A 25,995-nucleotide genomic window follows, 5' to 3' on the forward strand; every position below is an offset into this window, starting at 1 on the left:
GCGTTAGGTCGGCCAGATTGCGACCACGCTAGAGCCTACAATTTGACGTTACGTGCGGTTCAAGCCCCCTTGAAGGGAGCCTCGATCAGTGCGTCAGGGAGCGCCGATCGGCGAGGTCATGTCGACTGTCCGGTTGAGTCAATAAAACTGTCGGCCCGCATCAGAGCCGCCGATCAACCAAGCGTCATCGCGTTTTCAGGTTGCCAGGGCCGATCTGCAATGCCGTGCGGAGCGGGCCATGAGGACGTCAGTACGGCTGATCCTCCAACCCGCCAAGGGCGAGATCGAGATATTGCATGAGGCAGGGATCCCAACCAGCCAGACTACGGGGGGCGCTTAATCGTGCAAGTACCTTCAGGATCATCGAAACGCGTGAATCGGCGCCGGCGATTTCGCTGATCAGCAAGCGTGCTGCAACTGCGACAGCCCTTGCCCGCTCGCCGCAAGGATGCTCGCCCCGATCCATACAATCACGCAGGTCGTTGCGGATCCGCCGCCACCGCTCCTCGCGATCTGCAGCTAACTTGCAGGTGCATCGGGACGTCTGATTATGCGTCTCGACCCGCGACATGGCATTGAGGGCGGCAGGCAGCTCATCCACACTTACCTGGCTAGCACTGTCGATGGTCATGTTGCGCAAGCGATCTCGCAGCAGCGTTGTTCGAGCGACTTGAAGTTCTATCCGCTCTAAATGTTTGCGCAGAAGATCGGTAAGTGAGGTCGTGCCCTCCATAGCTTTACGGATCTCGACAAGGGAGAAGCCAAGCTCACGTAGCGCCCGGATCTGGTGAACCCGTTGCACGCTTTCGCGCTCGTACATCCGGTGGCCGCCGTCAGTACGCTCTGAAGCTGCTAGTAGCCCGGTGTGTTCATAATGATGCAGCGTGCGTACCGTTACTCCGGTCGCCTCTGCGAGTTCGCCAATGCGCCATCGACGCCTTCGTGGTGTAGCTTTGCTCATGTTGTTCAATTTCAAAGCCTACAACCTGACGTCACGTGTGATTCAAGCTATTTCAAAGCTCTAGCTGGATCGTCTTCCATTCCAGCGCGAGAGTGGTGACTATCCTCAGAATGGCGGGGGATCAACCCGGTGGGGAAATGGTGATCAACAAGTTCGTCAGGCATGCCAGTTGAGCCTCGCCAGCCGCTGTACGCTCCAGGATGAGTTTGGCGATTGCTGTGCGATTTTCCGGACTTCGCATCGATGGGGGTAGCGCGGTGACCGCACTATCATAAAGGCGTCCCAAGACGGAAAGCTCTTCCGGATCGAACACGCCGCTGCACTGCTCCAACGTTCAGCTCCTTGTGTGTCATTGCGTCATGGCAGCGCACGTCGTCAAGACGTTTGGCTGCGATAGGGCCAAAAGAAGTCAGACCCGCGGCGCGACGCGACGAAGACGCGATGTACTCCCAGGTGATGCGACAGGGCAACACGCGTACGCGATGCTTGATTCGACAGCGCAAGAGATCGCCGTCATGTGCATGATCGGTGACCATCACGCTCACGGTGCGTGATGGTACGACTCCGAAGAAGCCGGAGCGTTTCCGCTCATCGGGAGCCACTACTAATTCGGAGAGTTGACGAGGACAGCCCAGCGACGATTCTGCTGTGTCGAGGCAGGTGCGCCCGGCGGCCGGGTGCAACGTACGTCCCGGTCTCTAAAACCAGGCCAACAGTCTGAGCCGCCGCTCGCACGTCGAGCCTATTGCCAACGTGCGCAATACCTGCACAACGTCGTCATGATAGCCGTCCGCTGCGACGATCTTTATAGAGCGACCATGAATTCGAGCGAGGCGAGCCTAAATTGTCTGCGCTGAGGTATACGTTGGGATATGAGGATCGCAGATCTCGCGAACGTCCTTACGAAAACGGCGAGACAGATCATGCGAAATCTCCAGCAGTATTCGCTCGTTCCGAAGCGCAGATGATGGAGGGCTCTTCTCCAGTCGCCATGCGGGTGGCCTCCTGCAACAATATCTCTCGCATCCACACGCTTTCCGGGTCGCTATTGTCAAGCACGGGCCATTGGACCGCCTCAGTGAAGGCGGGGAATGGCTGCGGGAGATCCGCAATGCGAAGGGGCATCGTGCTTTGGAAATGCTTTACGAGCCCTAATGGCATCGTCGCTATGCGGTTCGTGCCTACCAGCAGGGGCGGGATCATGCTGAAGCTCTGCACGAGAATGTCGATGCGCCGGTTGAGACCGAAATCGAGTAAAAAGTATTCCTCGACCGGCGACTTGCGCGCACCTCCGAGCTTAACCGCCACGTGGCCCATCGATACGTACCGATCAAATGTAAGACGCCGCAGTAGTTGGCTGTTCGTGCGGCAACCTACGCAGACGAGCCTCTCCTCGAATAGGGCCGCCCTGGGGTGCGCGCTAGACATGAATAATTCGGGCAAGATAACAAAATCGACTTCGCCGCGGCGGAGAAGCTCATCGTGCTCATCGGTGAGCGCCACCAGTTCGAAGCTGACGGCGGGTGCTTCTCGCGCGACGCGCTCCACGACATTTCGAAAGAATACGACTGTTATAAAATCAGAAAGGCCGATCCTAAATCGCCGGTTCGATCGAGCTGGATCGAACACGTGCCGCGCGATGATTGAGAGCTCAATGTGCGTTAGAGCCTCGCGCACAGGACCTGCGAGTCCTTCCGCGCGTGAGGTCGGGACAAGTTCCCGCCCCCTCATCCCAAACAGCTCATCACGGAAGTAGGAACGCAGCCGGGCAACGGCTGCGCTCATGGCAGGCTGGCTAAGGCTAATCTTGCGTGCCGCTGCGCTGAGGTTGCGCTCAGTCATTAGAGCATCTAGCGCGACGAGAAGATTTAGATCCAGACCTTTGAAACGCATGTCTACTTATCCGGCATGAACGTAATTGCGGCGCATACAACGAGCGGTGACCGCTGCGTCTGGAGGGTCCTATTGGCTTGCTGACATCGTTTCCGTCCTGCGATCGCGAAAAGACGCTCGTGAAATGACCGCAACCATGGATAGCAAGGCGGTAGGCCAACCAGCAGTGGCCGGAAACCGTCAGGAATCCCGTTGATCGGTCTCGCCGCTTCCGGCGAGCCACGCAACAGGACCCGGTCAGTTGGTTAATGGCAGATGGACACCGTGTCCGGCCAGCGCCGTGAGTTCGCCAAAGCGCCCAGCCGACCGCCAAGTACCGCAGCGTTAGTCACGGCGGCCAACCTACAACCTGACGCAGTGTGTGGTTCAAGCGATTTTATCGGGCATGCCAACCAATAGTGTGCTGGAGGAGGCGTGTTCTGCCGCGATAGTGCCGGGCGTCGCCTGTTTGTAGTGCAAGCGCATCAAACCTCACCTGCGAGGTCACCATGCGCACCACTCGGCAAGTCTTTGCAACCGATCGCCGTCTCTGGCAGCTTCGCCCACTCACGTTGAAGTGGCGAAAGCGGCCGAGCACTTCGAGGATTGCTAGTCGTATTTGGAACGTGCCGGGGGCGGCTTATGGTGAGCCTAGCAGCGCCTGCGAGTTGGAGGCTCCTGATGCCCAGATGCCATGTTGGATGCTTCCTCCAGCAATATCCGCCGCATCCAAATGCTCGCCGGGTCGGTATTGTGGAACGCAGGCCACTGCACAGCCTCGGTGAATGTGGGCAGGGGGAGCGGTGGTTCGACGATCCGCAGTGGCATCCGCTTTTCGAATTGTTTGGCGAGTCGTAAGGGCATCGTGCCGATACGGCCTGTGTCTAACAATATGGGCGGAATCAGGCTAAAGCCCTGCACAACGATCTCAATGCGTCTCTTGATGCCGTGCTCAAGCAAGAACCATTCTTCGAGGTTTGGTCTGAGCGCCCGTCCGAACTTCGCCGTAACGTGCCCCATCGAAATGTATTTCTCGAACGTCAGCTGCCGCGATAGCTGCTTGTTCTCGCGGCATCCCACGCATACGAGGGTCTCGTCGAACAGCGTCGCCTTAGGATGCGCGCTCGACATGAACAGTTCCGGCAGAATGAGAAAATCCACCTCGCCCCGGCGGAGCAGCTCATCGGGTTCATCGGAAAATGGCAGCAATTCAAAGCGGACCGCGGGAGCTTCCTGTGCGATACGGTCCACAATTTTGCGAAGAAAGACGATCGTCATGAAATCGGAGAGAATGAACCTGAAGCGTCTGCTCGACTGAGTAGGGTCAAACGCGTCTCGCGATATGATCGAGAGTTGGATGTGCAGCAGGGCCTCGCGAACCGGACCTGCAAGCGCCTCCGCGCCAGGTGTCGGGACAAGCTCGCGACCTCTCATGGTAAATAGCTCATCGCGGAAATAGGTGCGCAGCCGCGCGATCGCAGCGCTCATAGCGGGCTGGCTCAGGTGAATTTTGCGCGCCGCCGCGGTGAGGTTGCGCTCCACCATCAGAGCATCGAGCGCAACGAGAAGGTTTAGATCAAGTCCCTTGAACCGCATGTTGTGAGTCTATCCATCGTGTGGATGTGTTCCATCGGAACAATCGATTTTACCAAATTGCGGGATGTTGGATAGCAAACATCAGTTTGCAAAAGTAATCAGGCATACCATGATGGCTGCTGCTCGTTCACGCTGGCTCAGAGAAAAACTCCTGGACGTGCGAGCAGCCGGCGCATCCGCTTCGAGGGCGGCTATGGGCGCGCCGTGCGAGCGGCGTCGCTTCTTCTCGGTGCAAAGCTCGCTCGATCGAGACGCCAGGCAGATCTCCATAAACCTTGGTATGCGTGCTTCATCCGTTTCCATATTGGAGGTTTACCCGCGTACACTTGAGAGCGCGTTCAGCCGCATTCTAGTGTCGCGAAATAGCGGCAGGCGCAGATTGCGGATGCCAAGTAATTCAGGCGACTCTCCAAATGGCTCGCCTGTCCACCGCATTCAGGGCGTGTCGAAGATGTATAAGGACTAGTGTGATCTGATGTCACTCGGATGCGCCATCGATGAGGCCCCGCGCATAGAAGGCCTGCCCGCAGACGTCAGAACGTCGACAGCGATGCTAGACGAGGCGGAAAAGCCCCGTGGTGCAGAGAGGTACTGGCTAGTCCAATCGCCTCGTCGTCATCTTCCGGGATATCTCGCGCAGGGCATTGGCCGGATGACGGGTGCGAACCATGAGATCGCTTCGTCGCGAGCGAAGGCGCACGGCGCGGTGCAGGCGAGGAGTGCCGCGCTCCGACGGGTCATGGCAGCTCATTTCAGTATTGATCAGCGGTTCGACGACTAGCGAGCTCACGTGACCATCTCCGCTCATAATTCCACCTGCGCAGGGAAGCTAGCCATGAACGTTGCCGTATCCCGGACTGCGGAACCTCCTTCTGCACGCGCCCAAGTGCAGTGGAGTCGTCGCTGGGAAAGCGAATTGCAGCTCACCGATCATGCCGAACTCGCCGAGTTCTTCCGCAAGTGTTACGGGCCGACCGGTGCGTTCAATGCGCAGGCATTTGAGGGCAACCGAAGTTGGGCCGGTGCAAGACCTGAGGTCCGCGTAATCGGTTACGACGCGCGCGGGATAGCTGCTCACGTCGGGCTACTACGCCGCTTCATCAATGTTGGTGGGGTCGATCTTCTCGTAGGCGAACTGGGGTTATACGCGGTGCGTCCGGATCTTGAAGGGCTGGGAATCAGCCATGCAATGCGCGTGATGTATCCCATGCTGCATGAGCTTGGGATTCCATTCGGCTTTGGCACGGTTCGGCCTGCGCTTGAGAAACATATGACCCGACTGGTCGAAAGGCAGGGGCTCGCAACCCTCATGTCTGGCATTCGCGTCCGCTCCACGCATCCGGATGTCTATCCCAATTTGCCGCCGATCCGGATCGAAGACGTGATCGTAGTGGTTTTCCCGGTTGGACGCTCGATAAGCGAGTGGCCGGGTGGGACGATCATCGATCGGAACGGGCCTGAGTTGTGAAAGAGCTTTTCCCCATATCTGCTGTCCGTTGCGACTACGCTGACGTGAGCGGAAGTCGCCCCGTCTATTTGACCTTTGACGATGGGCCAAATCCATTTTGCACGCCAGAGGTGCTCGATGTGCTGGCGCAACATCGGAGTCCGGCGACGTTCTTCGTGATCGGCACGTACGCGGCCGAACAACCTGAACTCATTCGACGAATGATCGCGGAAGGGCACGAGGTTGCGAACCACACGATGACGCATCCGGATCTATCCAGATGCGGACCAGCGGAGGTCCGCGATGAAGTTCTGGCGGCGAGCGAGGCGATCCGTTCGGCGTGCCCGCAGGCCTCACCCAGGCACATGCGAGCACCTTACGGCATGTGGACACAAGAGGTGCTTGCTGTGTCATCGAGCGCTGGTCTCACACCTGTGCACTGGTCGGTCGATCCGAGAGATTGGTCCCGCCCCGGGACTGATAGAATTGTGAATTCAGTACTGGCGACCGTTCGCCCGGGTGCAATTCTGCTCCTGCACGACGGATATCCTCCTAATGAGGAGCGACCGTGCACTGATGCCACGCTGCGTGATCAGACCACGAGCGCGCTGTCGCATCTGATCCCGGCACTACAACGGCGCGGGTTTTCAATCAGTCCACTCCCTCAACTTCACTGAAAAAACACCTTATGGACCTGTTCGCTACAACCAGTGCTGTCGCTGTTTCGTCTTATGCGCTGCTCTCGACGATCTACAAGAGCGCACAAGCGCTTTATGCCCAACCGGCGATGGACTCATCGCTGCAGGACAATCTGGGACGATCGGAGGCAGTCCTTCCCAGTGTAGACGTCATCGTACCATGCTTCAACGAGGATCCAATCACGCTCGCCCAATGTCTGGAGTCGCTTGCGAATCAAGACTACACCGGAAAGCTGCAGGTCTATGTGGTCGATGACGGATCTGCAAACCGCGACCTTGTCGCGCCTGTACACAAAATCTATGCGAACGATCCGAGGTTCAGCATCATCTTGCTGGCAAACAACGTTGGAAAGCGCAAGGCGCAGATCGCCGCAATACGCAGCTCATACGGTGACCTGGTCCTCAACGTCGACTCGGATACGATACTTGCCGCTGACGTTGTCACGAAGCTTGTACTGAAGATGCACGACCCGCAAGTCGGTGCGGCCATGGGTCAGTTGATAGCGAGCAACCGCAGCCAAACCTGGCTGACCAGGCTGATCGATATGGAATACTGGTTGGCATGCAACGAGGAGCGCGCGGCGCAGGCGCGTTTCGGTGCGGTCATGTGCTGCTGCGGCCCATGTGCCATGTATCGTCGCTCCGCGCTCGCCTTGCTTCTTGATCAATACGAAGCGCAATTCTTCCGTGGGAAGCCGAGCGATTTCGGCGAGGATCGCCATCTGACGATCCTCATGCTCAAGGCGGGATTTCGAACCGAATACGTCTCGGACGCGATCGCAGCAACAGTCGTCCCGGACCGCCTTGGGCCATATCTACGTCAGCAACTCCGCTGGGCGCGTAGTACCTTCCGGGACACGTTCCTTGCATTACGCCTGCTGCCAGAGCTCGATGGCTATCTGACGCTAGACGTTGTCGGGCAAAATCTCGGCCCGTTGCTTCTCGCCCTTTCAACATTGGCTGCGCTCGCACAGCTCCTAATCGTCGGCTCTGTGCCCTGGTGGACGGGATTGACGATTGCAGCAATGACAATGGTCCGGTGCAGTGTGGCAGCCCTTCGTGCTCGCGAACTGCGGTTTCTCGGCTTCTCGCTCCACACACCGATCAATATCTTTCTCTTACTTCCCTTGAAGGCCTACGCGCTTTGTACATTGAGCAACAGCGATTGGCTATCGCGCAAGGTCGCCGGTGGGCCGGCCGAAGGGGAAAAGCAGTCTGTCATCCTGCATCCGAAGGCTGGACGAAGTGCTGCAAGTAAATGGGGAATGTGTGGAACAATTCGTAAGGCGGGGCTTCCGTACCGTGAATCGAGCCTGACGGCAACGAAGAGTGTTTGCGGTCGCGATCGTTCGACTGGCTGCAAGTAGGTGATAGGCTCATGATCCCGGACGAAAACCATCAGCTATTAGAGCGAGAGTTAGCTGTCGACGACCCATGGCGCCTCGACAGTAGTTCTTTCGAGCAGGAGCGATACGCGCAAATGCTCCGGATGTCGCTTTGCAATGGAGATGTTGCGTATGCCCTCGAAGTGGGATGTGCAGCCGGTGCATTCACCGGCATGCTGGCGCCGCTATGCAAAAGACTCACCGTGGTCGATCTCATGCCCCAGGCGATCGAGCGAGCGAGACGACGGACCAGGACGTGGTCACATATCACCTGGGTGACCTGCGACATTCAGCGGTTCTCGACCACTGAGCAGTTCGATTTGATCGTCGTGGCCGAAGTTCTTTACTACCTCAAGGACATTGTCGAGATGCATGCGGCTATCCGCAATCTGGTGAGAATGCTTGCGCCAAATGGAGCTCTGAGTTTCGGGTCCGCACGTGATGCCACATGTCAACGATGGGGTCATGCTGCTGGGGCCGAAACGGTGATCGCTCTCTTCAACGAGAGCCTATCGGAGGTCGAGCGTCTGCACTGCCACACCGAGTCGGTCAACGAAGACTGCTTGATCGTCCGGTTCCGGAAGCCGGGTCACTCGTCAGAACAATCAAACGTCGGTCACTAGACCAGGGGATCTTATGCGCATCTGCGGCATCAAGTTGACACATGACGGGGCAATTGCTGTCGTCGAGGACGGACGGCTTGTCTTTTGCACCGAGCAAGAGAAGCGCGGCAACGGTCCACGCTATCAATCCATCGAAAATCTCGATGCAGTCGTGCTCGCTTTGGCGGAGCATGGCCTGGATCCGCGGGATATCGATCAGTTCGTCATCGACGGCTGGGATGGGGAGATTGAGTCGGAGTTCCAGGTCCTAAGTGGCGCTGTGCCGATCGCGCTGAAAGGGGCGCCATATGTCGAGCGCCATGCTGAGGGCCTTCTTGATTCCGTCGACGGCTTTGGCCTGATCCTCGGAGGCAAGGTGTTTCCATATAAGAGCTACCCGCACGTCACGGGCCACGTCGCGTCAGCATATTGCACCAGTCCCTTTGCCAGCGCGGGAAAACCCGCGTTCTGCCTGGTATGGGACGGCTGCATCTTTCCACGTCTTTACTATGTGGAACCTTGGGGGGCACGGCTCATTGCATCCTTGTTTCCGATGATTGGCCATGCCTATGCTGCCGCGGGCCTTCACTTCGGCCCTTATAGGCAGCCGATCCGCTCCAGTTGGGATTTGGGCATCGCCGGCAAGCTGATGGCCTACATCGCGCTTGGCTCTGTCGACGAAAGCATCGTGGCGGTGTTCCAGGAGCTCTATGAAAAGCGCTTCGCCGCTGACACGGAGCAGGCTCGTCGCTACCGCGCTGACATCAACAATGCGGAATCGTCGCTTGCAGCTATGCACGACTTCTTCGAGGCAAGCGCATTGCGCCTGACGGCCAAGCGAGCGGAGGACGTCCTTGCGTCGTTTCATGTGTTCGTGGAACGTCTTCTTGTCAAGGAAATGGCGATGGTTCTGCTGCGACACTCGTCGCTTCCAGGAGCACGAAATCTATGTATCGCCGGAGGGTGCGGTCTCAATATCAAGTGGAACAGCGCGCTTCGTGCGGCGGGATTGTTCGATGACGTTTGGGTGCCGCCGTTTCCGAATGACAGCGGCTCGGCAATCGGCGCTGCTTGCGGCGCGATGGCGGCGCAAAATGGCTTCGGGCCATTGGAATGGTCAGTCTACAGTGGTCCGGTCCTGCAGGACAGCGAGCTTCCGCCGGATTGGGAGGCCGCGCCATGCAGTCTGCGTGAACTTGCGGCGGTTCTCGCCGACAACAAGCCGGTCATCTTCCTTTCCGGGCGCGCCGAGCTTGGGCCGCGGGCGTTGGGCGGCAGAAGCATTCTTGCAGCGCCGACCTCCCCAGCAATGAAGGATCATCTCAACGACATCAAGCGTCGCGAGCACTTCCGGCCAGTGGCGCCGATCTGTCTGGAGGATCGGGCGCCAGAAATGTTCAGCCCAGGTACCCCAGATCCTTACATGCTGTTCGATCACCAGACCCGGGCGGAATGGCGCGACAAGGTGCCCGCTGTGGTCCATCTTGACGGCTCGGCGCGGCTGCAGACAATCTCCCGCAACTCTCCGCACAAGGTCGCCGCGCTTCTCGTCGAATTTGAACAACTCACGGGGATACCGCTGCTCTGCAACACGAGCGCCAACCTCCACGGACGGGGATTCTTCCCGGATGCTGCCGCGGCCTGCCAATGGGGGCGCGTCGAGCATGTGTGGTGCGACGGCCAACTCTGGACCAAAACGGTCGTCAAGAAGCCATCGTCTGCTGAACGACTTCTTTCAGTCTAAGATGAACATGTCCACGGTAGCGATTGACCTTGCCGACGTGAAAAAGTCATTTGGCGACAAGGTCATCGTCAATGAACTATCGTTCTCGGTTGCGCGCGGAGAATGCTTCGGCCTGCTTGGCCCAAATGGAGCTGGCAAGAGCACGATTGCGCGTATGCTCCTCGGCATGATTTCGCCGGACGCAGGCAAGATTACGGTCCTCAATGAGCCTGTGCCTTCCCGCGCTCGTGTGGCGCGTATGCGCATCGGCGTGGTGCCGCAGTTCGATAACCTTGAACTCGAGTTCACCGTTCGAGAGAACCTGCTCGTGTTTGGTCGCTATTTCGGAATGAGCGCTCGTAAGATCGAGGCGGTCGCACCATCGCTGCTCGAGTTTGCGCGCCTCGAAAGCAAGGCGGACGTGCGCGTCTCCGAGTTGTCCGGTGGCATGAAGAGGCGGCTGACGCTGGCTCGCGCCCTGATTAATGATCCACATCTACTCGTGATGGACGAGCCTACAACTGGTCTTGATCCGCATGCACGCCACCTGATTTGGGAACGCCTGCGAGTTCTGCTTGCGCGTGGCAAGACGATCCTCTTGACCACTCACTTCATGGAAGAGGCCGAACGCCTGTGCGATCGGCTGTGTGTCCTCGAGGGTGGATGCAAGATCGCCGAAGGCAAGCCAGACGGCCTGATCGATGAGCATATCGGCTGTAACGTGGTCGAAATCTATGGCGGTGATCCACATCAGCTCTGCGAGCTGATCAGGCCGCACGCTCGGCACATCGAAGTGAGTGGAGAGACGCTCTTTTGTTATGCGCCATATCCGGAGCAGGTACGCGTGAAACTGCGCGGGCGAGCGGGCCTTCGTATTCTGCAGCGCCCCCCGAATCTCGAAGACGTGTTTTTGCGGCTGACCGGGCGCGAGATGGAGAAGTGAGCGATGGGTGAAAGTTATGCGGCGGTGATGCCCGCTAACGCGTACAACTGGATTGCGGTATGGCGTCGGAACTTCCTCGCATGGAAGAAAGTCGCACTTGCATCGATTCTCGGCAACCTCGCAGATCCTATAACCAATCTGTTTGGCCTCGGCTTTGGCCTTGGACTGATCGTGGGGCGCGTTGAGGGGACGTCGTACATCGCGTTCCTGGCGGCAGGCATGGTCGCGACCAGCGCCATGACGTCCGCGACCTTTGAAACCATGTATGCCGCCTTTGCACGCATGGACGCCAAGCGCACCTGGGAAGCAATCCTCTCCACTCAGCTCACGCTTGGCGACATCGTTCTGGGTGAACTGGTGTGGGCGGCCAGTAAGTCCGTTTTGGCCGGAACAGCGATCGGGATCGTCGCTGCCACGCTGGGTTATGCGTCATGGCCATCCATTCTGTATGCGATGCCCACAATCGCCCTTACTGGCCTTGTCTTCGCCAGCCTGGCGATGGTCGTCATATCTCTTGCGCCAAGTTACGATTACTTCGTGTTTTACCAGACACTTGTCCTCACTCCTATGGTGTTTTTGTGTGGCGTGGTATTTCCGACGAGCCAACTGCCCGGCTCATTTCAGCATTTCGCCGGCTTGTTGCCTCTCGCACATTCAGTCGACCTTATTCGCCCAGCGATGCTTGAGCGCGGCGCCGACAGCGCGGCCCTGCACGCAGGTGCGCTCTGCGTTTACGCGGTCTTGCCCTTTTTCGCGTCGACAGCACTATTTCGGCGCCGCCTGCTGCGTTGACGTGAGTTCAGCGCAAATGGAGAAAGTCACAGCGATGCACTGTCACGATGCGTTTCTGCGGTAGCTCGGGATGACCTGGTCTGTCACGGCAGCTGTTGCAATGGCCTTAAGAGTGCGATCGAGCAAGGTCAACGGCCGTCTGTTTGGTCGATCGGTGCGGACGCCAGCACCGTTACTTCTGAGCGCCTGTCGCTAGGCGATAGTTGCGCTGTCTGGCCCGCGCACCCGACGGAGCGTGACTGTACAGATTAGATAGGTGGGACGCAGTTGGCGTTTCCGGCATGATCAAATGGAGAACGGGATGTTGTGCCTGGGAGTGAGTGGCGGTCTTGACAAAATCTATGAACGCTCGCCGGAGCTGCCGAATACATTTCTTCATGATGGCGCTGCGGTTCTTGTGCAGGATGGCCGCGTGATTGCTGCTGTCGAAGAGGAGCGCCTCAACCGCGTCAAGCACTCCAACAAGTTCCCAGGCAATTCGATCCGATACTGCCTTTCTTCCGCAGGAGTTGAGCTCGGCGAGATCGACCGTATCGCGTTCTACGCGACTGAAGCCTACTGCAATACCATGCTCGAGCGCCTTTCTGTTTCTCAGCCCGTTCCGTTGGACGCCAAACTGTTGCTACGCCAGCTGCTGGCACGGGAGTTCGGCGCCGAGATCGATCCGTCGCGGCTTTCCTTCGTGAATCACCACGAAGCGCATGCCGTGAGCGCATTTGCCATGTCCGGGTTCGATCAAAGTCTCGTTTTTGCGATCGACGGCGGTGGCGATTTTCTCTCCGGCTTATTGGCGGTGGGGTCTGGCACCGAAATTGCGCAACTTGCAAGCTTCCCAGAGCATAACTCCCTGGGGCTGTTCTATCTCGAGACGATCCGATATCTCGGCTACGGGTTGTTCGACGAGTACAAAGTGATGGGGCTTGCCCCGTATGGCGATCCCGCTCCTTATCGCAAGCTCTTCGCGCAGTTCTACGAGTTGTTGGAAAACGGTGGCTATCGCGTTCACCTGGATCGGATCGGTCCAGACCTGGTTCGCAACATCGAGGTTCGGCGAAAAGGAATGCCATTCACCCAACAGCATCGAGATGTCAGCGCTTCGCTGCAGGAGGCGCTGGAGCAGATCGTGTTTCACATCCTGCGGCACCATCGTGAAGCGACGGGCATGACACGCTTGTGCCTGGCTGGGGGAGTAGCCCATAATTGCACGCTGAACGGTAAGCTGCTTTATTCCGGACTATTTGACGATATCTTTGTTCAACCCGCGGCGCACGACGCCGGTTGCGCACTCGGCGCTGCGTTGATGCTGTCAAACGAGCTGGGCAGGCCGGCGCCGCGCGAGCGACTTCCGGACGTTTATTGGGGGCCCGATCTCGGCAACGAGCAAGCCGTAGAGTATGAGCTCAACGCATGGTCAGGCCACCTCGACATTCAACGAAGCGATGACATAGCAGCCAGTGCGGCAGACTGGATGGCAAATGGCGCTGTAATCGGCTGGGTTCAGGGCCGCTCTGAGTTCGGCCCACGTGCGCTTGGTAACCGCAGCATTCTTGCGGACCCGCGGCCTGCGGAAAACAAGGACCGCATCAACGCGATGGTCAAGAAGCGCGAGGGCTATCGTCCCTTTGCGCCATCTGTACTGGAGGAGGATGCGAGCGAGTTCTTTGAGCTCCCGGAGGGCACGCGGCAGCTCCCCTTCATGAACTTCGTGGTTCGTGTGCGTGAAGCCAAGCGCAACGTGCTCGGTGCGATCACACACGTTGATGGGACCGCTCGGCTGCAGACAGTATCGCGCAAGACAAACCCCACCTATTGGGATGTAATTTATGCGTTCAAGAGGCGAACAGGCATCCCAGTTCTTCTGAATACCTCATTTAACAACAATGCCGAGCCCATCGTGGAGTCCGTGTCAGATGCGATCACAACGTTCTTGACGACTGACCTGGACGGACTTGTTGTTGGGCCTTTCCTCGTCAGGAAGCGGCCAGCATCGCTGCAGGATTGGAGTACACTGGGCGTTTCATTGCCGCCGTATGCATCCCTTCATCGTGTTCGCTCCCACACAGCGCCAGATCGTCAGGAAACGGTCTGCGAGATCCGCACGGGACATTCCGCCCACGATAGTATGCGTATCTCACATGAGCTTTTCGAGATCTTGATGCGGATCGAGGGCGAGGCGTCGCTCGACCGGCTTCTTGACGCAACCATGCTGGACCAAGCCGAGCGTGAAGATCTCGTGAAGGAACTGCGGCTCGTGTGGGAGCTGCGGGGCGTTCGGCTGCATCCGCCGCGCGCGGCTGCAATAAAGTGCAAAGCGAAACATAGCCGGAGCTCATGAGCATGGCCATGCCTATGCCTGCTGTGAGGAGGCCAGGCTATCCGACGCACGGGGGGGCATCGGGCATCCGACTGAACCGCTCAAGAAAAGACGGAGTGTTGCGAGAACGCGGCCCATCACGGATAGCGCTGCTATGAAGTTCTACCGACGCAGCTCGCCGGCACCGCGATTTCAGACCATGACGTCGGACAAGATGATACGTGAGATGTCTGTAATGACGTCTCTTGTCCAACCAGGAGCCCGGGAACAGGCAATGCAGAGCGGTTCGAAGAATGATAGGTTCGTAGTTTCCCGGCGACGCACGGGGTTCGGCGACTGCCTGTGGTCACTGGCGGCAGCCTGGCGTTTTGCAAAGCAGACAGGACGGACGCTAGCCATCGATTGGCGGGGATCTTGTTACCTCGATGAGCCATCCACCAACGCCTTTCCAGTCTTCTTCGAACCGGTTCAAGACATTGCTGGCGTGCGGGTGATTTGCGACGACAAGATCAATCAGTGTTCATTTCCGGGACCATTCTTCCCGACATGGTGGAACAAGCCATCCATCGATTGCGTCTATCGCCCGGACGAGCAGATTTTCCGGGAGCGCGACGAACTCGATAAACTGTTCCAAAGTCACAAAGATAGTGACGCGAACACGGTTGTGTGTGATGCGTGCCTGATGTGGCGCTGCGATCAGGAGGCCGAACGAGAAATCTTTCGGAGCATCAAGCCACGACCTGAAATTCAGGCTCGGATTGATGCTATCTACCGCGAGCACTTTGAATCGTACAGCGTAATCGGCATCCATGTCCGGCATGGCAACGGCGAGGACATTATGGGGCATGCTCCCTACTGGGCTGACCCGGAGCGCGCCTTGCGACAGGTCTGTAATGCCATTGATAAGGCCAGGGTGTTACCCCACGCAAAACCCGTGAGGGCTTTCCTGTGCACGGACAGCGCGCTCGTTCTTGAGAAGGTTTCGACTATATTTCCTGATGTTTTCACGATCCCAAAACGATTCCAGGCACCTCAGGCCGGCCCATTGCACAACGCCGCGCTCGGAGCCGAGGGCGGCTTTTCCGCCCTCACCGATATGTATCTCCTTGCGCGCTGCGATACCGTGATCCGTTTTCCCCCGACGAGCGCCTTCACGCGCTATGCGCGTCTCTTTGCCCCACGCGTGATAGAATTCGATTTGAACGATCCGAGCCGATTGATCCTGATTGAAGAATCCTCGCAAGAGCTCGTGGCTTCATGAAATTCGTAGCTCGCCTGATCGATCTGATTGCCGCTATTTGCATCCAGCAGTATTGGCAGATCGTTTCAGAGCGGCAATTGTCTGCCCAATGTGATGCTTTGTTGCGAACTTCCACCGGAGAACAGAGCGACGCGGGGTCCGAATGTCTTCCGCTGAAGCGCGACGTCGACAACAATGACCTTACGCGCTCCCGCCGCGGTAAATAGGTGTAACACGTCTCGTCTTCGCCTCGGGGGGCCGCGAGTCGAAGCTAATCGGTGGTCAATCGCGGATGAACATATCGAAAGGGTCTCCGTTCAGCCGGCGAGTTCCGTCTTGGCGGTCGGTACTCGCTGGTACGAACGGGCGCTCTCAGGATCCACTATTTTGAAGAAAACATTCAGTACGCCAGGTCGTGGCCCGGAATCAATCCGCCCGGCGATGTGCCAGTGCTGGACACAGCAGAGCGGGGCGCGATGAAGTCGGCATCAGCTGCCGGCGAATCTAACGTACGAAGCTGGTAACGTCAGCTTTCGAGTTGAAGCGGCTACTGGCGGCGGCCGCTATCCTTATCGATCGTTGCCCCGACGAGAGCGCTGGCCATTTTTTGGCTCTTCCGGTTGTGCGATCGGGAAAGAGAGCACGGCTCGTAGCCTTGTCTTTATAGTGTGCTCGCGACATTACGTAGCTGATGCACCATCGCTGTCACAAAGCACACCCACCGTGTCTTGAACCAGCCAAGCATTTCGCGTGCGCGACATTAGGACGCAAAACCGAAGCGGATTTGCATGCATCGCAGTGGCCCAAATCCTGCTACGCGTGCGGCGCGCAACAGGAGAGGAGGCGGCGTGGGTCTGGATCTGCCAAATGACGATCTAATCAGAGGCCCGCTGCCCGAAACACATTTGGCTTGCCCCTTTCAGGCCGATAAAGCCCGTGTTCATGGCGGAGAACAGAAGGCGATGTTCCTCACCGGAGCATCGCGCGGAATTGGTCATGCCACTGCCAAGCTGTTCTCGGAGGCGGGCTGGCGCATCATTTCTTGCGCGCGTCAACCGTTCGACGGCGAGCAATGCCCCTGGCCGGCAGGCAGCGAGGATCATGTCCAAATCGACCTCAGCAATCATCGAATGCTGCCGCGCGCGATCACTGAGGTCAAGAAACGCTTGGCCGGTGCACCTTTGCACGCGCTAGTGAACAATGCCGGTGTCTCGCCGAAAACGCCCGCTGGCGATCGGATGACGTCGTTGACGACGTCAATCGAGACTTGGATGAGGGTGTTCCATCTCAATCTGGTGGCCCCGATCCTGCTGGCGCAGGGTTTGTTTGACGAGCTAAGAGCCGCGTCAGGGTCGATCGTGAATGTGACTTCGATTGCGGGCTCGCGGGTGCACCCGTTTGCGGGCAGTGCCTATGCCACGTCGAAAGCTGCGCTTGCGAGCCTCACACGCGAAATGGCCCACGATTATGCGCCGCATGGCATTCGCGTGAATGCGATCGCGCCCGGCGAAATCAGGACGGACATGTTATCGCCCGACACAGAAGCGCGTCTCGTGCCAAGTATCCCGCTGCGCAGAGTGGGAACCCCGGATGAAGTGGCCAAGGTCATCTTTTTCCTGTGCTCGGATGCGGCGAGCTATGTCACAGGGGCCGAGGTGCCAATCAATGGTGGGCAACATCTGTGAATCGGCCGGCCGTGGCGACACAGTTGACTTGAGCTGCAGCAGCGGTACGCTTTTTCTTCGCTGACGACGCGCACGCAATCCGTATAAATGAAATGAAGGCACACCGTAAGTTTACCATCGTGCCATGAAAAGGTGTCATGGTTCTATGTCATCTCGTCAACACTTGGCGTTAGATCGAGCGTGACATGCAAAACGAAGCTCGCCAACCAGGACAAGGTGCCAGGGAGGATGATCAAGACAACGGAGGCCGCCTCATGCTGGATATCCCTTCCTCACGCGAAAGACCGGCCTCGCAACCTGAGCCGGAGGGTAAGCTCTCGGGGGAGCCGTTGCGTGAGAGCGCGCTGACCGGCATCTTCGAAATATCGAAAATACTCACCGCTCCTTGTCGGCTCGAAGTCACGTTGGCCAACGTTGTTGGTCTTCTGCAATCGTTTGTGCAGATGCGACACGGCATCGTCTCGCTGTTCGACGACGACGGCATGCCAGACATTACAGTGGGCGCGGGCTGGAGCGAAGGCAGCGACGAACATTACCGGATGCGACTGCCGCGGAAGGCAATCGACCAGATCATCGCGGCGGACAGGCCTCTTGTCGCCGAGAACGTGGCCGCCGAGCCGGTATTCAGCGCTGCAGACCGGGAAGTGCTCGGCGCCTCCGACAATATGCCAGTGTCGTTCATCGGGGTTCCGATTCGCATTGATCCGAAGGTCGTGGGTACCCTGACGGTTGATCGTATCCGGGACGATAGGTCGAGTCTCCGGCTCGAGTACGATGCGCGACTGCTCGCCATGATCGCCAACCTGGTGGGACAAACAGTGAAGTTGCATCGCTTGTTCGGCTGCGATCGCGAACGACTGATGGCGGAGAAAGACCGGCTACAAAAGCAAGTACTGGAGCTCAGGCAACCCGCTCGGGAGCGCAAGAAGCTACACGTCCACGGGATCATTGGCGACAGTCCGGCGCTGCGCGGGTTGCTCGAGAAGATTGCGGTTGTAGCCAGATCGAACAGCACGGTTTTGCTGCGTGGCGAATCCGGTACCGGAAAGGAACTCGTAGCCAAGGCCATTCACGAATCATCGTCCCGCGCCAGGCGCCCGTTCGTTAAGCTGAATTGCGCGGCGCTTCCTGAGACCGTCCTGGAATCCGAATTATTCGGACATGAGAAAGGCGCCTTTACCGGTGCTTTCAGCTCGCGCAAGGGTCGCTTCGAACTTGCCGACAAAGGAACGCTGTTTCTTGACGAGATCGGCGAGATCTCAGCTCCGTTCCAGGCGAAGTTGCTGCGCGTTCTGCAAGAGCAGGAGTTCGAGCGCGTCGGCAGCAACCAGACTATTAAGGTCGATGTTCGAGTGATAGCTGCGACCAACAAGAACCTGGAAGAGGCTGTCGCAAGGAGCGAGTTCCGAGCGGACCTCTACTATCGCATCAGTGTAGTTCCATTACTGTTGCCACCACTGCGCGAAAGACGCAGTGATATTCCGCTGCTTGCCAGGGAGTTCCTCAGAAATTTCAATAACGAGAACGGCCGTACGCTGACCTTGGAGGCGAGTGCGATCGATGTACTGATGAACTGCGGCTTTCCGGGAAATGTCCGCGAACTTGAGAACTGCATCGAGCGGACGGCGACGCTGTGCTCCGGATCATCGATCGTGAGAAGTGACTTTGCGTGCTCCCACGGCCAGTGCCTTTCTGCGATGCTGTGGAAGGGCACGTCGGACGAGAGACCAGCCCAGCCCGCACCCATGCCATCGGTGCCCGCAAAGTCCACCATTCCGCTAGTTGAAGCGACCCAGCCGGCCCAGTCTGTCGGCGGCGAACTGGCCTCACTAGGGCCTCCCGGCGCAGTTCTCGTTAGTGGCGCGAAGATGGCCGATCGCGAACGGGTCATTGCGGCCATGGAAAAATCTGGCTGGGTGCAGGCAAAAGCAGCGCGCCTGCTCGGACTAACGCCGCGCCAGATTGGCTACGCGCTGAGGAAATTTGGAATCGAGATAAAGCGGTTCTGAACGACGACGTCGGTCGGAACTGCCACTGCCAAATATAGCTATATGAGGACGATCTCCGGTAGGCAATCTCATCGCTCTGAAGGGAACGGGTCCGCCCTCGGGGACGACTTGGCCCCGAGCAAAACCACCGCGCCCGCTTGCGGGACTGCTGTCGAAACGCGGGCTCACCTGATTCGGTGAGAGAGGAAATTGGGCGCCATGACATACTTAGCGTCACCCGCGGGCCATGCAATCGCGAACAGTCGGTTGGCTGAACATCTAACAAGCGTCATGCCTATCCGTCGATCAAGCTCGGACTAGTGAGCGGCAATGCTCATTGAACGTCAACCGGTCGGCCGCACGCTGGTGATTGGCGGGGTAATCAGTCGCAAGCTGGCCTCACTCAGCTGGCGTGCCCTGCGGAAAAGCGCTGTCGCAATCCTGACTATGTTAGCATTCGTTGGTGGGGAAGCGGCTAGAGGGCCGCAGCACCCGGTCTAAGCCTCTGTGATGGCAAGCCGATTCCAAATGGACGGGCGATGGTACAACACTTGCTGTGCTCTCCGCAGCTGTCGCAGCTTTTGGAGCAACACCGTGCACAATGTCGTCTGCATCAAACAGGTTCCGGACTCGGCGCAGATCCGCGTGCACCCCGTGACCAATACAATCATGCGTCAGGGAGTGCCGACCATCATCAACCCATATGACCTCTTCGCGCTCGAGGCCGCGCTGGAGCTGCGCGATCGGTTCGGCGGCGAAATAACCGTGCTTACAATGGGGCCGCCATCAGCGGAAGATTCTTTGCGAAAGGCGCTGACTTATGGCGCTGATCGCGCCGTCCTACTCACCGATCGCTGCTTTGCGGGCTCCGACACCCTGGCCACAACGTATGCACTTGCAACAGCCATCCGAAAAATTGGTAGCGAATATGGCCCGACAAACGTCATCTTCACGGGAAAGCAGACCATCGACGGCGACACGGCGCAGGTTGGCCCCGGCATCGCAAAGCGGCTAGGCGTACTGCAGCTAACCTACGTTGCGAAAGTCAGATCCTTAGATCTCGCCGCCCATACAATTGAAGCGGAACGACGCTCCGAAGGTGGTGTCCAGGTGCTGCACACGAGGCTGCCCTGTCTCATCACCATGCTGGAGGCAACGAATCAGATTCGGCGGGGCGCGATGGCGAATGCTTTGCGTGCCGCGCGTGCCCAAATCGTGAAATGGAGCGCAAGCGATGCCGGTATCGAGGACGTCTCCAAATGCGGCCTCAAGGGATCGCCGACCGTCGTCAAGCGAGTGTTCGCTCCCTCTGCGCGGGCTGAGAAGGCGAAGCTCGTTGAGGCCGCCGAGCAACCGGCGCAGGCGTTGATAGACGCGATTTTCAAGCATCAGCCGAAGCTCGAAGCCGATCTTGCTGCACTTGTCCGTGACGCTTGATCTGGATAGTCGTGATCGAAACGGTCCAGGATGTACCAACACCATGAGGCACCCGCGTCCAGTGAGCGCGCAAGATGTATGCTAGACTAGGCATCCCGGCCCGCGACCTGCGCGTTCTGGCCCATAGCGTTCTTCGATTGCTCGCGATCACCCGGGACCGCATGTTCCGCAGACCACGTTATGCCCTCGATCGATGCCCGGAGTTGACCGCGATTGTCAGGCGCATCGACAAAGGGCTGCGCATGCGTCCAGATCCCACAATAGGGTCGTGTTCCGAGGGCGTTGAGGCGACTGCTTCGCACGTAGTTGTCACGAGCGAAGACGGATTACGTCAGCGATCGGGATCACCATGCTAGCGCACGAACGCCCAAAGCGCTGTCGCGCCGTTCAGGGCGCGAAGCCCACCTATGTGGTACCTTTGAACCAATCTCCGCGATTCAAAAGCCCTATACCCGTTGTGAGTGGCGGCTGGCTCTTCGCCGTCTGGTGTCCGACGGCCGTGCAAGCGCTGTCAGGTTCAGTACACTGCAATGAGGAGTCGGTCGCGAGCGTTTTGCCAATGTATTCAGACTGTGGGGTGAATGCATGAGTTGGCACGGTGATTGCTGTAAACGCGCAAGATGGCAGCGTGATGGCGCTCGCAAACGCGAAACATAGCGGCGGTCTCTTTGAGAAGCTCGTGCCGGCGCCAGCAGCCGGCATTTCGCGCAGCTTGCGCCCGAAGGCCCGAAAACCAGGTAGATGCGGATAGTCCTTGCAATGCTGCACGAATCTCATAGCGGTTCGATCGACTGGCAAGAGCAGCAACCGCGAGGGCCTGCGCGGCGCAATATCTCACCATGACTCTGCAAGCGAATGCTGGCCGGGCCGGAAATTCGCGGCATCGGACTTTTCGTGGACCGGAATCCGTCTGGATCGCCGCCGCTCAGTTGATCTACGCGCTCCCTTCGATTCGGGTGAGCGGCACTGAGCACGCCGCTGTCTGCTACCGCGAAGGTGGCGGCCAAGAATGTCGCCTGGATGGTGAACGCGATCACAAGCCCATCGAAACCAACGAACTCGCGGTGGCCAATAGTTGGCGCGGATACGAAGTTGCTCCGTCAAAGACCGTTCTCTTCTCATCGCCAGGGGTCAAATGACATCTCAAGCGTCTCGATTTACACCCGATCAGCCTCCGCAGATATGCTGCGAGTATTTGATTGAGCAAGCGCGAGTCCTGTTCGGCCCGCACCCGTTCGCTGCGGAGATGTCCCAGGACCAGGTCGCAAGCCTGATGCCTGAATATCTGGCGATGTCACAAGCGTTCCCGTACCTGCTGGCGGGGGCGCAAAGGGATCTCATATTCGATGCAATGAATCACAATCGAGATCTTACGAGGGACATTGAACTGACCAGCGTGGTCGCAAATTTCATTTGTTGGGATGAGACAGGTGGTTATAGCCAAAGTCTCCAGGGCGGCAAGGCGGCGCTACCCGATATTCTGGTGACTGAGAACTTCCACTCCAACCTGTTTAGAAAGGATGCGTCGAAACTACTCGGCAGAGCAATACGGCCCAACTGCAGCGCCACGACGAGGCGGTACCTGCATTCTCTCTATGCCGGATTGTCATCCAAGGATGCCTTAGTGCGTTGCGCCAACATGGTTGCTTTTGAGCTACATGCTGCGGACATGATCCAATCGCTATGGACCACTCTGGTCAAAACCTTTAAGGCGCGACCTGACGATCTTGAGTACTTCCGCAGCCATGTCGGCGGAGAAGATCCCGCGGAGAAGTATCACGGAGAAATGACAAGCCGGCTGATTGGCGAACTTGTCCCGGCTGACCGTAATGCTCGCTTTTTGGATGAATTCGATCGAGCCTATCGGCTCAGCGTACATTGGTGCCGCGATATGCTGCGAATTGTCTCACTTAAGGGAGATGATCACTCGGAGATCGAACACCGTGGCCGTTGTCATTGTGGTAATGTCAAGTTCTACGTCAAAGCGCCGCGAGAGCTCTCTGCAGTTCGATGCAATTGCTCAATCTGCCAAATGTCTGGATTTCTGCACTTGCTCGTACCTGGCAATAAGCTTGGCATTGAGTGCGGCGAAGAATTCCTCACGGCGTATCAGTTCAACAAGAACATCGCTCGGCATACGTTTTGCCGGGTTTGTGGCGTAAAGCCATTCTATAGGCCGCGGTCGAACCCCTCGGGATTCAGCGTAAACATTCGATGCCTGGATAACAGAACCATCGAACGCATAACAATAAGCGAGTTCGATGGCGAGCATTGGGACCAAGCAATCCGCTCGATGCACCAGGACCTGGAGTCCTGCGTCGAAGATAAAACCCTGGAGTGAACTCGAATGGCACGCGCAATGAATCATAAATCCCATCTGCTTTCAGAAGAAGCTTTAACAAAGTACCGCATAGAGCTGTTGGTGAAGGGGACGGTCGTGATCGGCCCCCAGATATTGTTCACCCAAGATGACTTGGCCAAGATCGATGAGCTGCAGGCTGAGATTCCCGAAGAAGAAGTGAGGGAGGGAGATGCTGGCGACTCGCACAATGTTTTCGTCAAACGCGTGAGGGTAGACCCGCCCGGCCGCGCTCCTAGCGACGCGAGTGGTGCAGCTCCAGGGCAGATCGTGGAACTACTTGAAAGGAAAGACCGAAGCTTCGCGCTAAGAAAGATTTTGGGAGCCACGTCAGATTACGTGATTCGCCGATGCCAAATGCATCGGATGCCTCCTGGTTCCTTTGTTGGCATTCATCTGGATGCTGCGAGCGACCCGGATTTTGAGTACTCGGTGATTGTGCAGCTGGCGAGGGACTTCGAGGGAGGTGAGTTCGTGGTATATCCAAGCCGGTACGAACACCAGGTATTCCGACCGCCATTTGGCGCCGTGCTTATCACCACATGTAAGCTCCGGCACGAGGTGAAGCCTGTGCTGTCCGGTGAGCGCCGATCGCTGGTCTACTTCTGTTCAAAACGCAGCGGCGCGAACCGCCGGATCATTGAAAGCTCTACCGCTGACGTATGAGCTGGGGGGCTGAAATTGGGTAAAGGGTGAGCTCTCAGGAGAGGGTGGTAGCTTGGCTATCTTGTGCTCAGACTGTCCCCTCCGGCGCGCGATGGAGTACGCGCGCTGCGCGCAGGAAGCCTGTGTTGTCGTCAGGTTCTCGACAGCTACCAGACCTAGCAAACAGCCGAATGCTCGGGGCGATTTGGGACGGTATGTGCGCGCGCTGCGGCTTTGCAGGACCCATCAGAAGAGAAGACTCTTTTGAAGCCTCTGATCACGCTCGGTCTTTTGCTCGATCGTCCTGCAACAGCCGAGTCCTAGGTATTTATTTCGAAGTGAGAACGGATGGACTTTACTCAACTCGCGGGGGGCTCCGGCAGTCGGGCAGCGCGGGCCCGCAAGAGAACTTGTCGGTTCCCCCCCCCCCCGGCAGATGCAGCGGCTTTCGAGCAGCAGTTGCTGGAGATCGCCAATGCAGGTGACGGCGTGCCGATGCAATTCTCCATTCATCAAGTCGGTGCACCCTTACCTGAGGGACAGCTCCTTACGGAGGCGGGCGAACACGAATACTCGCAAATACCGCATGGCGGAAGGGCTGAGACGATGCCTTCCGTCTCGGCGCGGCAGCCGCGCCGGGCAACCTGGGCTTTCGTAGGCCGCAGCGGCGAGCCTCTCCATTCTGAAGATGCGCGGCTTGTCGAGGCGCTGAGGGCGGCACTCATCAACGGCGGCTTCAAGGAGCGCACCGCCAAGAGTCATGTAGACTCTCTTCTTAGATTGGGACGATGGCTCGTCAAGAACAACAAGCAGGGCATATCCGAGCGCCTTTACGAGGGCACGCTGGACAGCGATGCAACGGAGTTCAAGAAGGCGAGCTAGCGGGGCGTCCTTACCGCACTCGGTCATCTGCGGGCCTCGCAGGCTGGGGCGGAGTCGTACCGATCGCAAGCCGGACTAACCCCTTCCGCCGATGATGCCGACCTCATCAAGGAGTACAAGTCGACTATCATCAAGGAACGCAAGAAAGGAAGCGGCAACTGCGTACAAGTATGCAACTGCTCTTCGCAGCTTCAGTGAGTACCTGCGCAACATCAGAAGGCAGCCAAGGACACCCGGCAGCATCGAGGTCCGTGTTAATGCCAAAAGCCTGCCGGAGCTAATCTGACCGCCATCCGACGCAGCCCGTCATAATCACTGTGCAGAGCGACTACGACGCGCTGGCTGGAGGCTGCGAAGAGCGGACCGGGAGCCGGCTCTCCGATGATCTACGGGGCTTCTGACCGGATTTCGGCTACAGTCTACTTATGCGCGGGCTGACCCGCTGGACGAAGGGCGCGGGGTGAAGCTCCTAGAATGAGCTGAGACAGATAGGGAATGTCGCGCACGGTTCGGCGCACCATCAGCGTGACGAGAATAATCGCTCCCCCTAGAATAACCGCCACGGCCAACCTGGTTGTGAGATCCGAAGGCTCTGCGTACTGTATCGAATCCATGAGGCGAAATACCGTACCCTGAATCAAGTACAGCACCAGCGTGCTCTGTCCTGTTTCCACGGCGATAAAGCGGACCGCTCGATTTGAGCGGCCAAATCTCCAGCATTGCAAGAAGAGCTCAATCATGATCGCTGAGGCTGCCGCAGAACCAAAAAGCATCAGAAGCACGTTCTTCGCCGACAGCATATCTTGAACCAGGGCGAGATTGTTGTAGACATAAGTGTCCTTCTGCCAGGCTAGAAAACACACCAGTGCCGCTATGCAGAGAGACGCGATCAAGAGCAGCTTGTAAGAGCGTGTTATGCTCGTCCAGCGGTCTCTCGACTGGGAAAATGAGAAGCCCAGGCAGAAAAACGGGTAAGTATACTTTATAAGAGGAAATATGGAGAATGTCACGGGCGCAAGCGCGACCAGTACGACTGATACTGACCTGAGCCCCAAAGGTCATCCAGCGATGGGCGGAATCCTTTGGTCATTTGAGCCTGTGTGGCTTGGTGATGCAACGGGACGGGGCGCGGAGCCCTCGACACAGCGCAGCGTCCCGTCCCGTTGCATGTCGGACGCTGTTAGCCTGGCGTAAGTTGATGGCGGCAGGTTGCCGATCCCGCTGTGCGGACGAACGGTGTTGTAATCGTCCTGCCATTCGGCGAGCAGCTCCCGAGCATGATCGAGTGACGAGAACAACGTCTCGTTCAACAACTCGTCGCGCAGTCGTCCATTGAAGCTTTCCACGAAGGCATTCTGCTGCGGCTTGCCCGGCGCGATGTAGTGCCACTCGATCCGGGTGAGCTGCGACCAACGCAGGATGGCCA

Annotated in this window: 20 protein-coding genes and 1 pseudogene; 16 read left to right on the forward strand and 5 right to left on the reverse strand. The window is 58.0% G+C overall.

Annotated features, from left to right (window positions below):
* Positions 1-247: 247 nt before the first annotated feature.
* The 3 genes from OWC48_RS43955 to nodD1 form a co-directional block, all read right to left on the reverse strand.
* Positions 248-961, reverse strand: coding sequence for a MerR family transcriptional regulator (locus tag OWC48_RS43955; RefSeq protein WP_282525629.1), 714 nt, complete (start codon positions 959-961; stop codon positions 248-250).
* A gap of 921 nt (positions 962-1,882) precedes the next feature.
* Positions 1,883-2,854, reverse strand: a complete 972-nt coding sequence (gene nodD2 / locus OWC48_RS43960) for a transcriptional regulator NodD2 (protein ID WP_282525609.1) — start codon at positions 2,852-2,854, stop codon at positions 1,883-1,885.
* 630 nt (positions 2,855-3,484) lie between these two features.
* A complete protein-coding gene (nodD1, locus tag OWC48_RS43965; protein WP_282525610.1) occupies positions 3,485-4,429 on the reverse strand; it encodes a transcriptional regulator NodD1 in 945 nt (314 codons plus the stop codon).
* Positions 4,430-5,264: 835 nt separating this feature from the next.
* Here nodD1 and OWC48_RS43970 point away from each other — a divergent pair.
* From OWC48_RS43970 to OWC48_RS44045, 16 genes are all read left to right on the forward strand, one after another.
* Positions 5,265-5,897: a NodA family N-acyltransferase gene (locus OWC48_RS43970; protein WP_282525611.1), complete on the forward strand. Its 633-nt coding sequence runs from the start codon at positions 5,265-5,267 to the stop codon at positions 5,895-5,897.
* Positions 5,894-6,553 carry a chitooligosaccharide deacetylase NodB gene (gene nodB, locus OWC48_RS43975; RefSeq protein WP_282525612.1) on the forward strand — a complete coding sequence of 220 codons (660 nt, stop codon included), beginning with the start codon at positions 5,894-5,896 and terminating at the stop codon, positions 6,551-6,553. Before OWC48_RS43970 ends, nodB begins: the two co-directional genes overlap by 4 nt.
* Positions 6,554-6,564: 11 nt before the next feature.
* Positions 6,565-7,941, forward strand: a complete 1,377-nt coding sequence (gene nodC, locus OWC48_RS43980; RefSeq protein ID WP_282525613.1) for a chitooligosaccharide synthase NodC — start codon at positions 6,565-6,567, stop codon at positions 7,939-7,941.
* Between the two features lie 11 nt (positions 7,942-7,952).
* The gene (gene nodS, locus OWC48_RS43985; protein WP_282525614.1) at positions 7,953-8,582 is read left to right on the forward strand and encodes a nodulation methyltransferase NodS; all 630 of its coding nucleotides are present in this window, start codon (positions 7,953-7,955) and stop codon (positions 8,580-8,582) included.
* A 13-nt stretch (positions 8,583-8,595) separates the two neighbouring features.
* On the forward strand, positions 8,596-10,305 hold the full coding sequence (gene nodU / locus OWC48_RS43990) for a nodulation protein NodU (protein ID WP_282525615.1): 1,710 nt from the start codon (positions 8,596-8,598) through the stop codon (positions 10,303-10,305).
* 1 nt (position 10,306) lies between these two features.
* The gene (gene nodI, locus OWC48_RS43995; protein ID WP_282525616.1) at positions 10,307-11,227 is read left to right on the forward strand and encodes a nodulation factor ABC transporter ATP-binding protein NodI; all 921 of its coding nucleotides are present in this window, start codon (positions 10,307-10,309) and stop codon (positions 11,225-11,227) included.
* Positions 11,228-11,230: 3 nt separating this feature from the next.
* Positions 11,231-12,019: an ABC transporter permease gene (locus OWC48_RS44000; protein ID WP_282525617.1), complete on the forward strand. Its 789-nt coding sequence runs from the start codon at positions 11,231-11,233 to the stop codon at positions 12,017-12,019.
* Positions 12,020-12,320: 301 nt separating this feature from the next.
* A complete protein-coding gene (locus OWC48_RS44005; RefSeq protein ID WP_282525630.1) occupies positions 12,321-14,354 on the forward strand; it encodes a carbamoyltransferase in 2,034 nt (677 codons plus the stop codon).
* Between the two features lie 133 nt (positions 14,355-14,487).
* Positions 14,488-15,594, forward strand: coding sequence for a nodulation protein NodZ (locus OWC48_RS44010; protein ID WP_282525618.1), 1,107 nt, complete (start codon positions 14,488-14,490; stop codon positions 15,592-15,594).
* Positions 15,591-15,800, forward strand: coding sequence for a hypothetical protein (locus tag OWC48_RS44015; RefSeq protein WP_282525619.1), 210 nt, complete (start codon positions 15,591-15,593; stop codon positions 15,798-15,800). Before OWC48_RS44010 ends, OWC48_RS44015 begins: the two co-directional genes overlap by 4 nt.
* 621 nt (positions 15,801-16,421) lie before the next feature.
* Complete coding sequence (locus tag OWC48_RS44020; protein ID WP_282525620.1) at positions 16,422-17,258, forward strand: SDR family oxidoreductase; 837 nt, start codon at positions 16,422-16,424, stop codon at positions 17,256-17,258.
* A 254-nt stretch (positions 17,259-17,512) separates the two neighbouring features.
* On the forward strand, positions 17,513-19,267 hold the full coding sequence (gene nifA / locus OWC48_RS44025; protein WP_282525621.1) for a nif-specific transcriptional activator NifA: 1,755 nt from the start codon (positions 17,513-17,515) through the stop codon (positions 19,265-19,267).
* 573 nt (positions 19,268-19,840) lie between these two features.
* A complete protein-coding gene (locus tag OWC48_RS44030; protein ID WP_282525622.1) occupies positions 19,841-20,683 on the forward strand; it encodes an electron transfer flavoprotein subunit beta/FixA family protein in 843 nt (280 codons plus the stop codon).
* 1,273 nt (positions 20,684-21,956) lie between these two features.
* The gene (locus OWC48_RS44035) at positions 21,957-23,024 is read left to right on the forward strand and encodes a GFA family protein (RefSeq protein WP_282525623.1); all 1,068 of its coding nucleotides are present in this window, start codon (positions 21,957-21,959) and stop codon (positions 23,022-23,024) included.
* Between the two features lie 6 nt (positions 23,025-23,030).
* On the forward strand, positions 23,031-23,708 hold the full coding sequence (locus OWC48_RS44040; protein ID WP_282525624.1) for a 2OG-Fe(II) oxygenase: 678 nt from the start codon (positions 23,031-23,033) through the stop codon (positions 23,706-23,708).
* A gap of 438 nt (positions 23,709-24,146) precedes the next feature.
* The gene (locus OWC48_RS44045) at positions 24,147-24,569 is read left to right on the forward strand and encodes a hypothetical protein (RefSeq protein ID WP_282525625.1); all 423 of its coding nucleotides are present in this window, start codon (positions 24,147-24,149) and stop codon (positions 24,567-24,569) included.
* 419 nt (positions 24,570-24,988) lie between these two features.
* Here OWC48_RS44045 and OWC48_RS44050 read toward each other — a convergent pair.
* Both OWC48_RS44050 and OWC48_RS44055 read right to left on the reverse strand, forming a co-directional pair.
* Positions 24,989-25,609, reverse strand: a pseudogene (locus tag OWC48_RS44050) (acyltransferase family protein); the annotation flags it as partial.
* 18 nt (positions 25,610-25,627) lie between these two features.
* Positions 25,628-25,995 (reverse strand): transposase (locus tag OWC48_RS44055; RefSeq protein WP_282525627.1); only part of this gene is annotated, 368 nt, incomplete at its 5' end.

This window comes from Bradyrhizobium sp. Arg816 (genome assembly GCF_029989365.1).
Classification (GTDB): Bacteria; Pseudomonadota; Alphaproteobacteria; order Rhizobiales; family Xanthobacteraceae; genus Bradyrhizobium.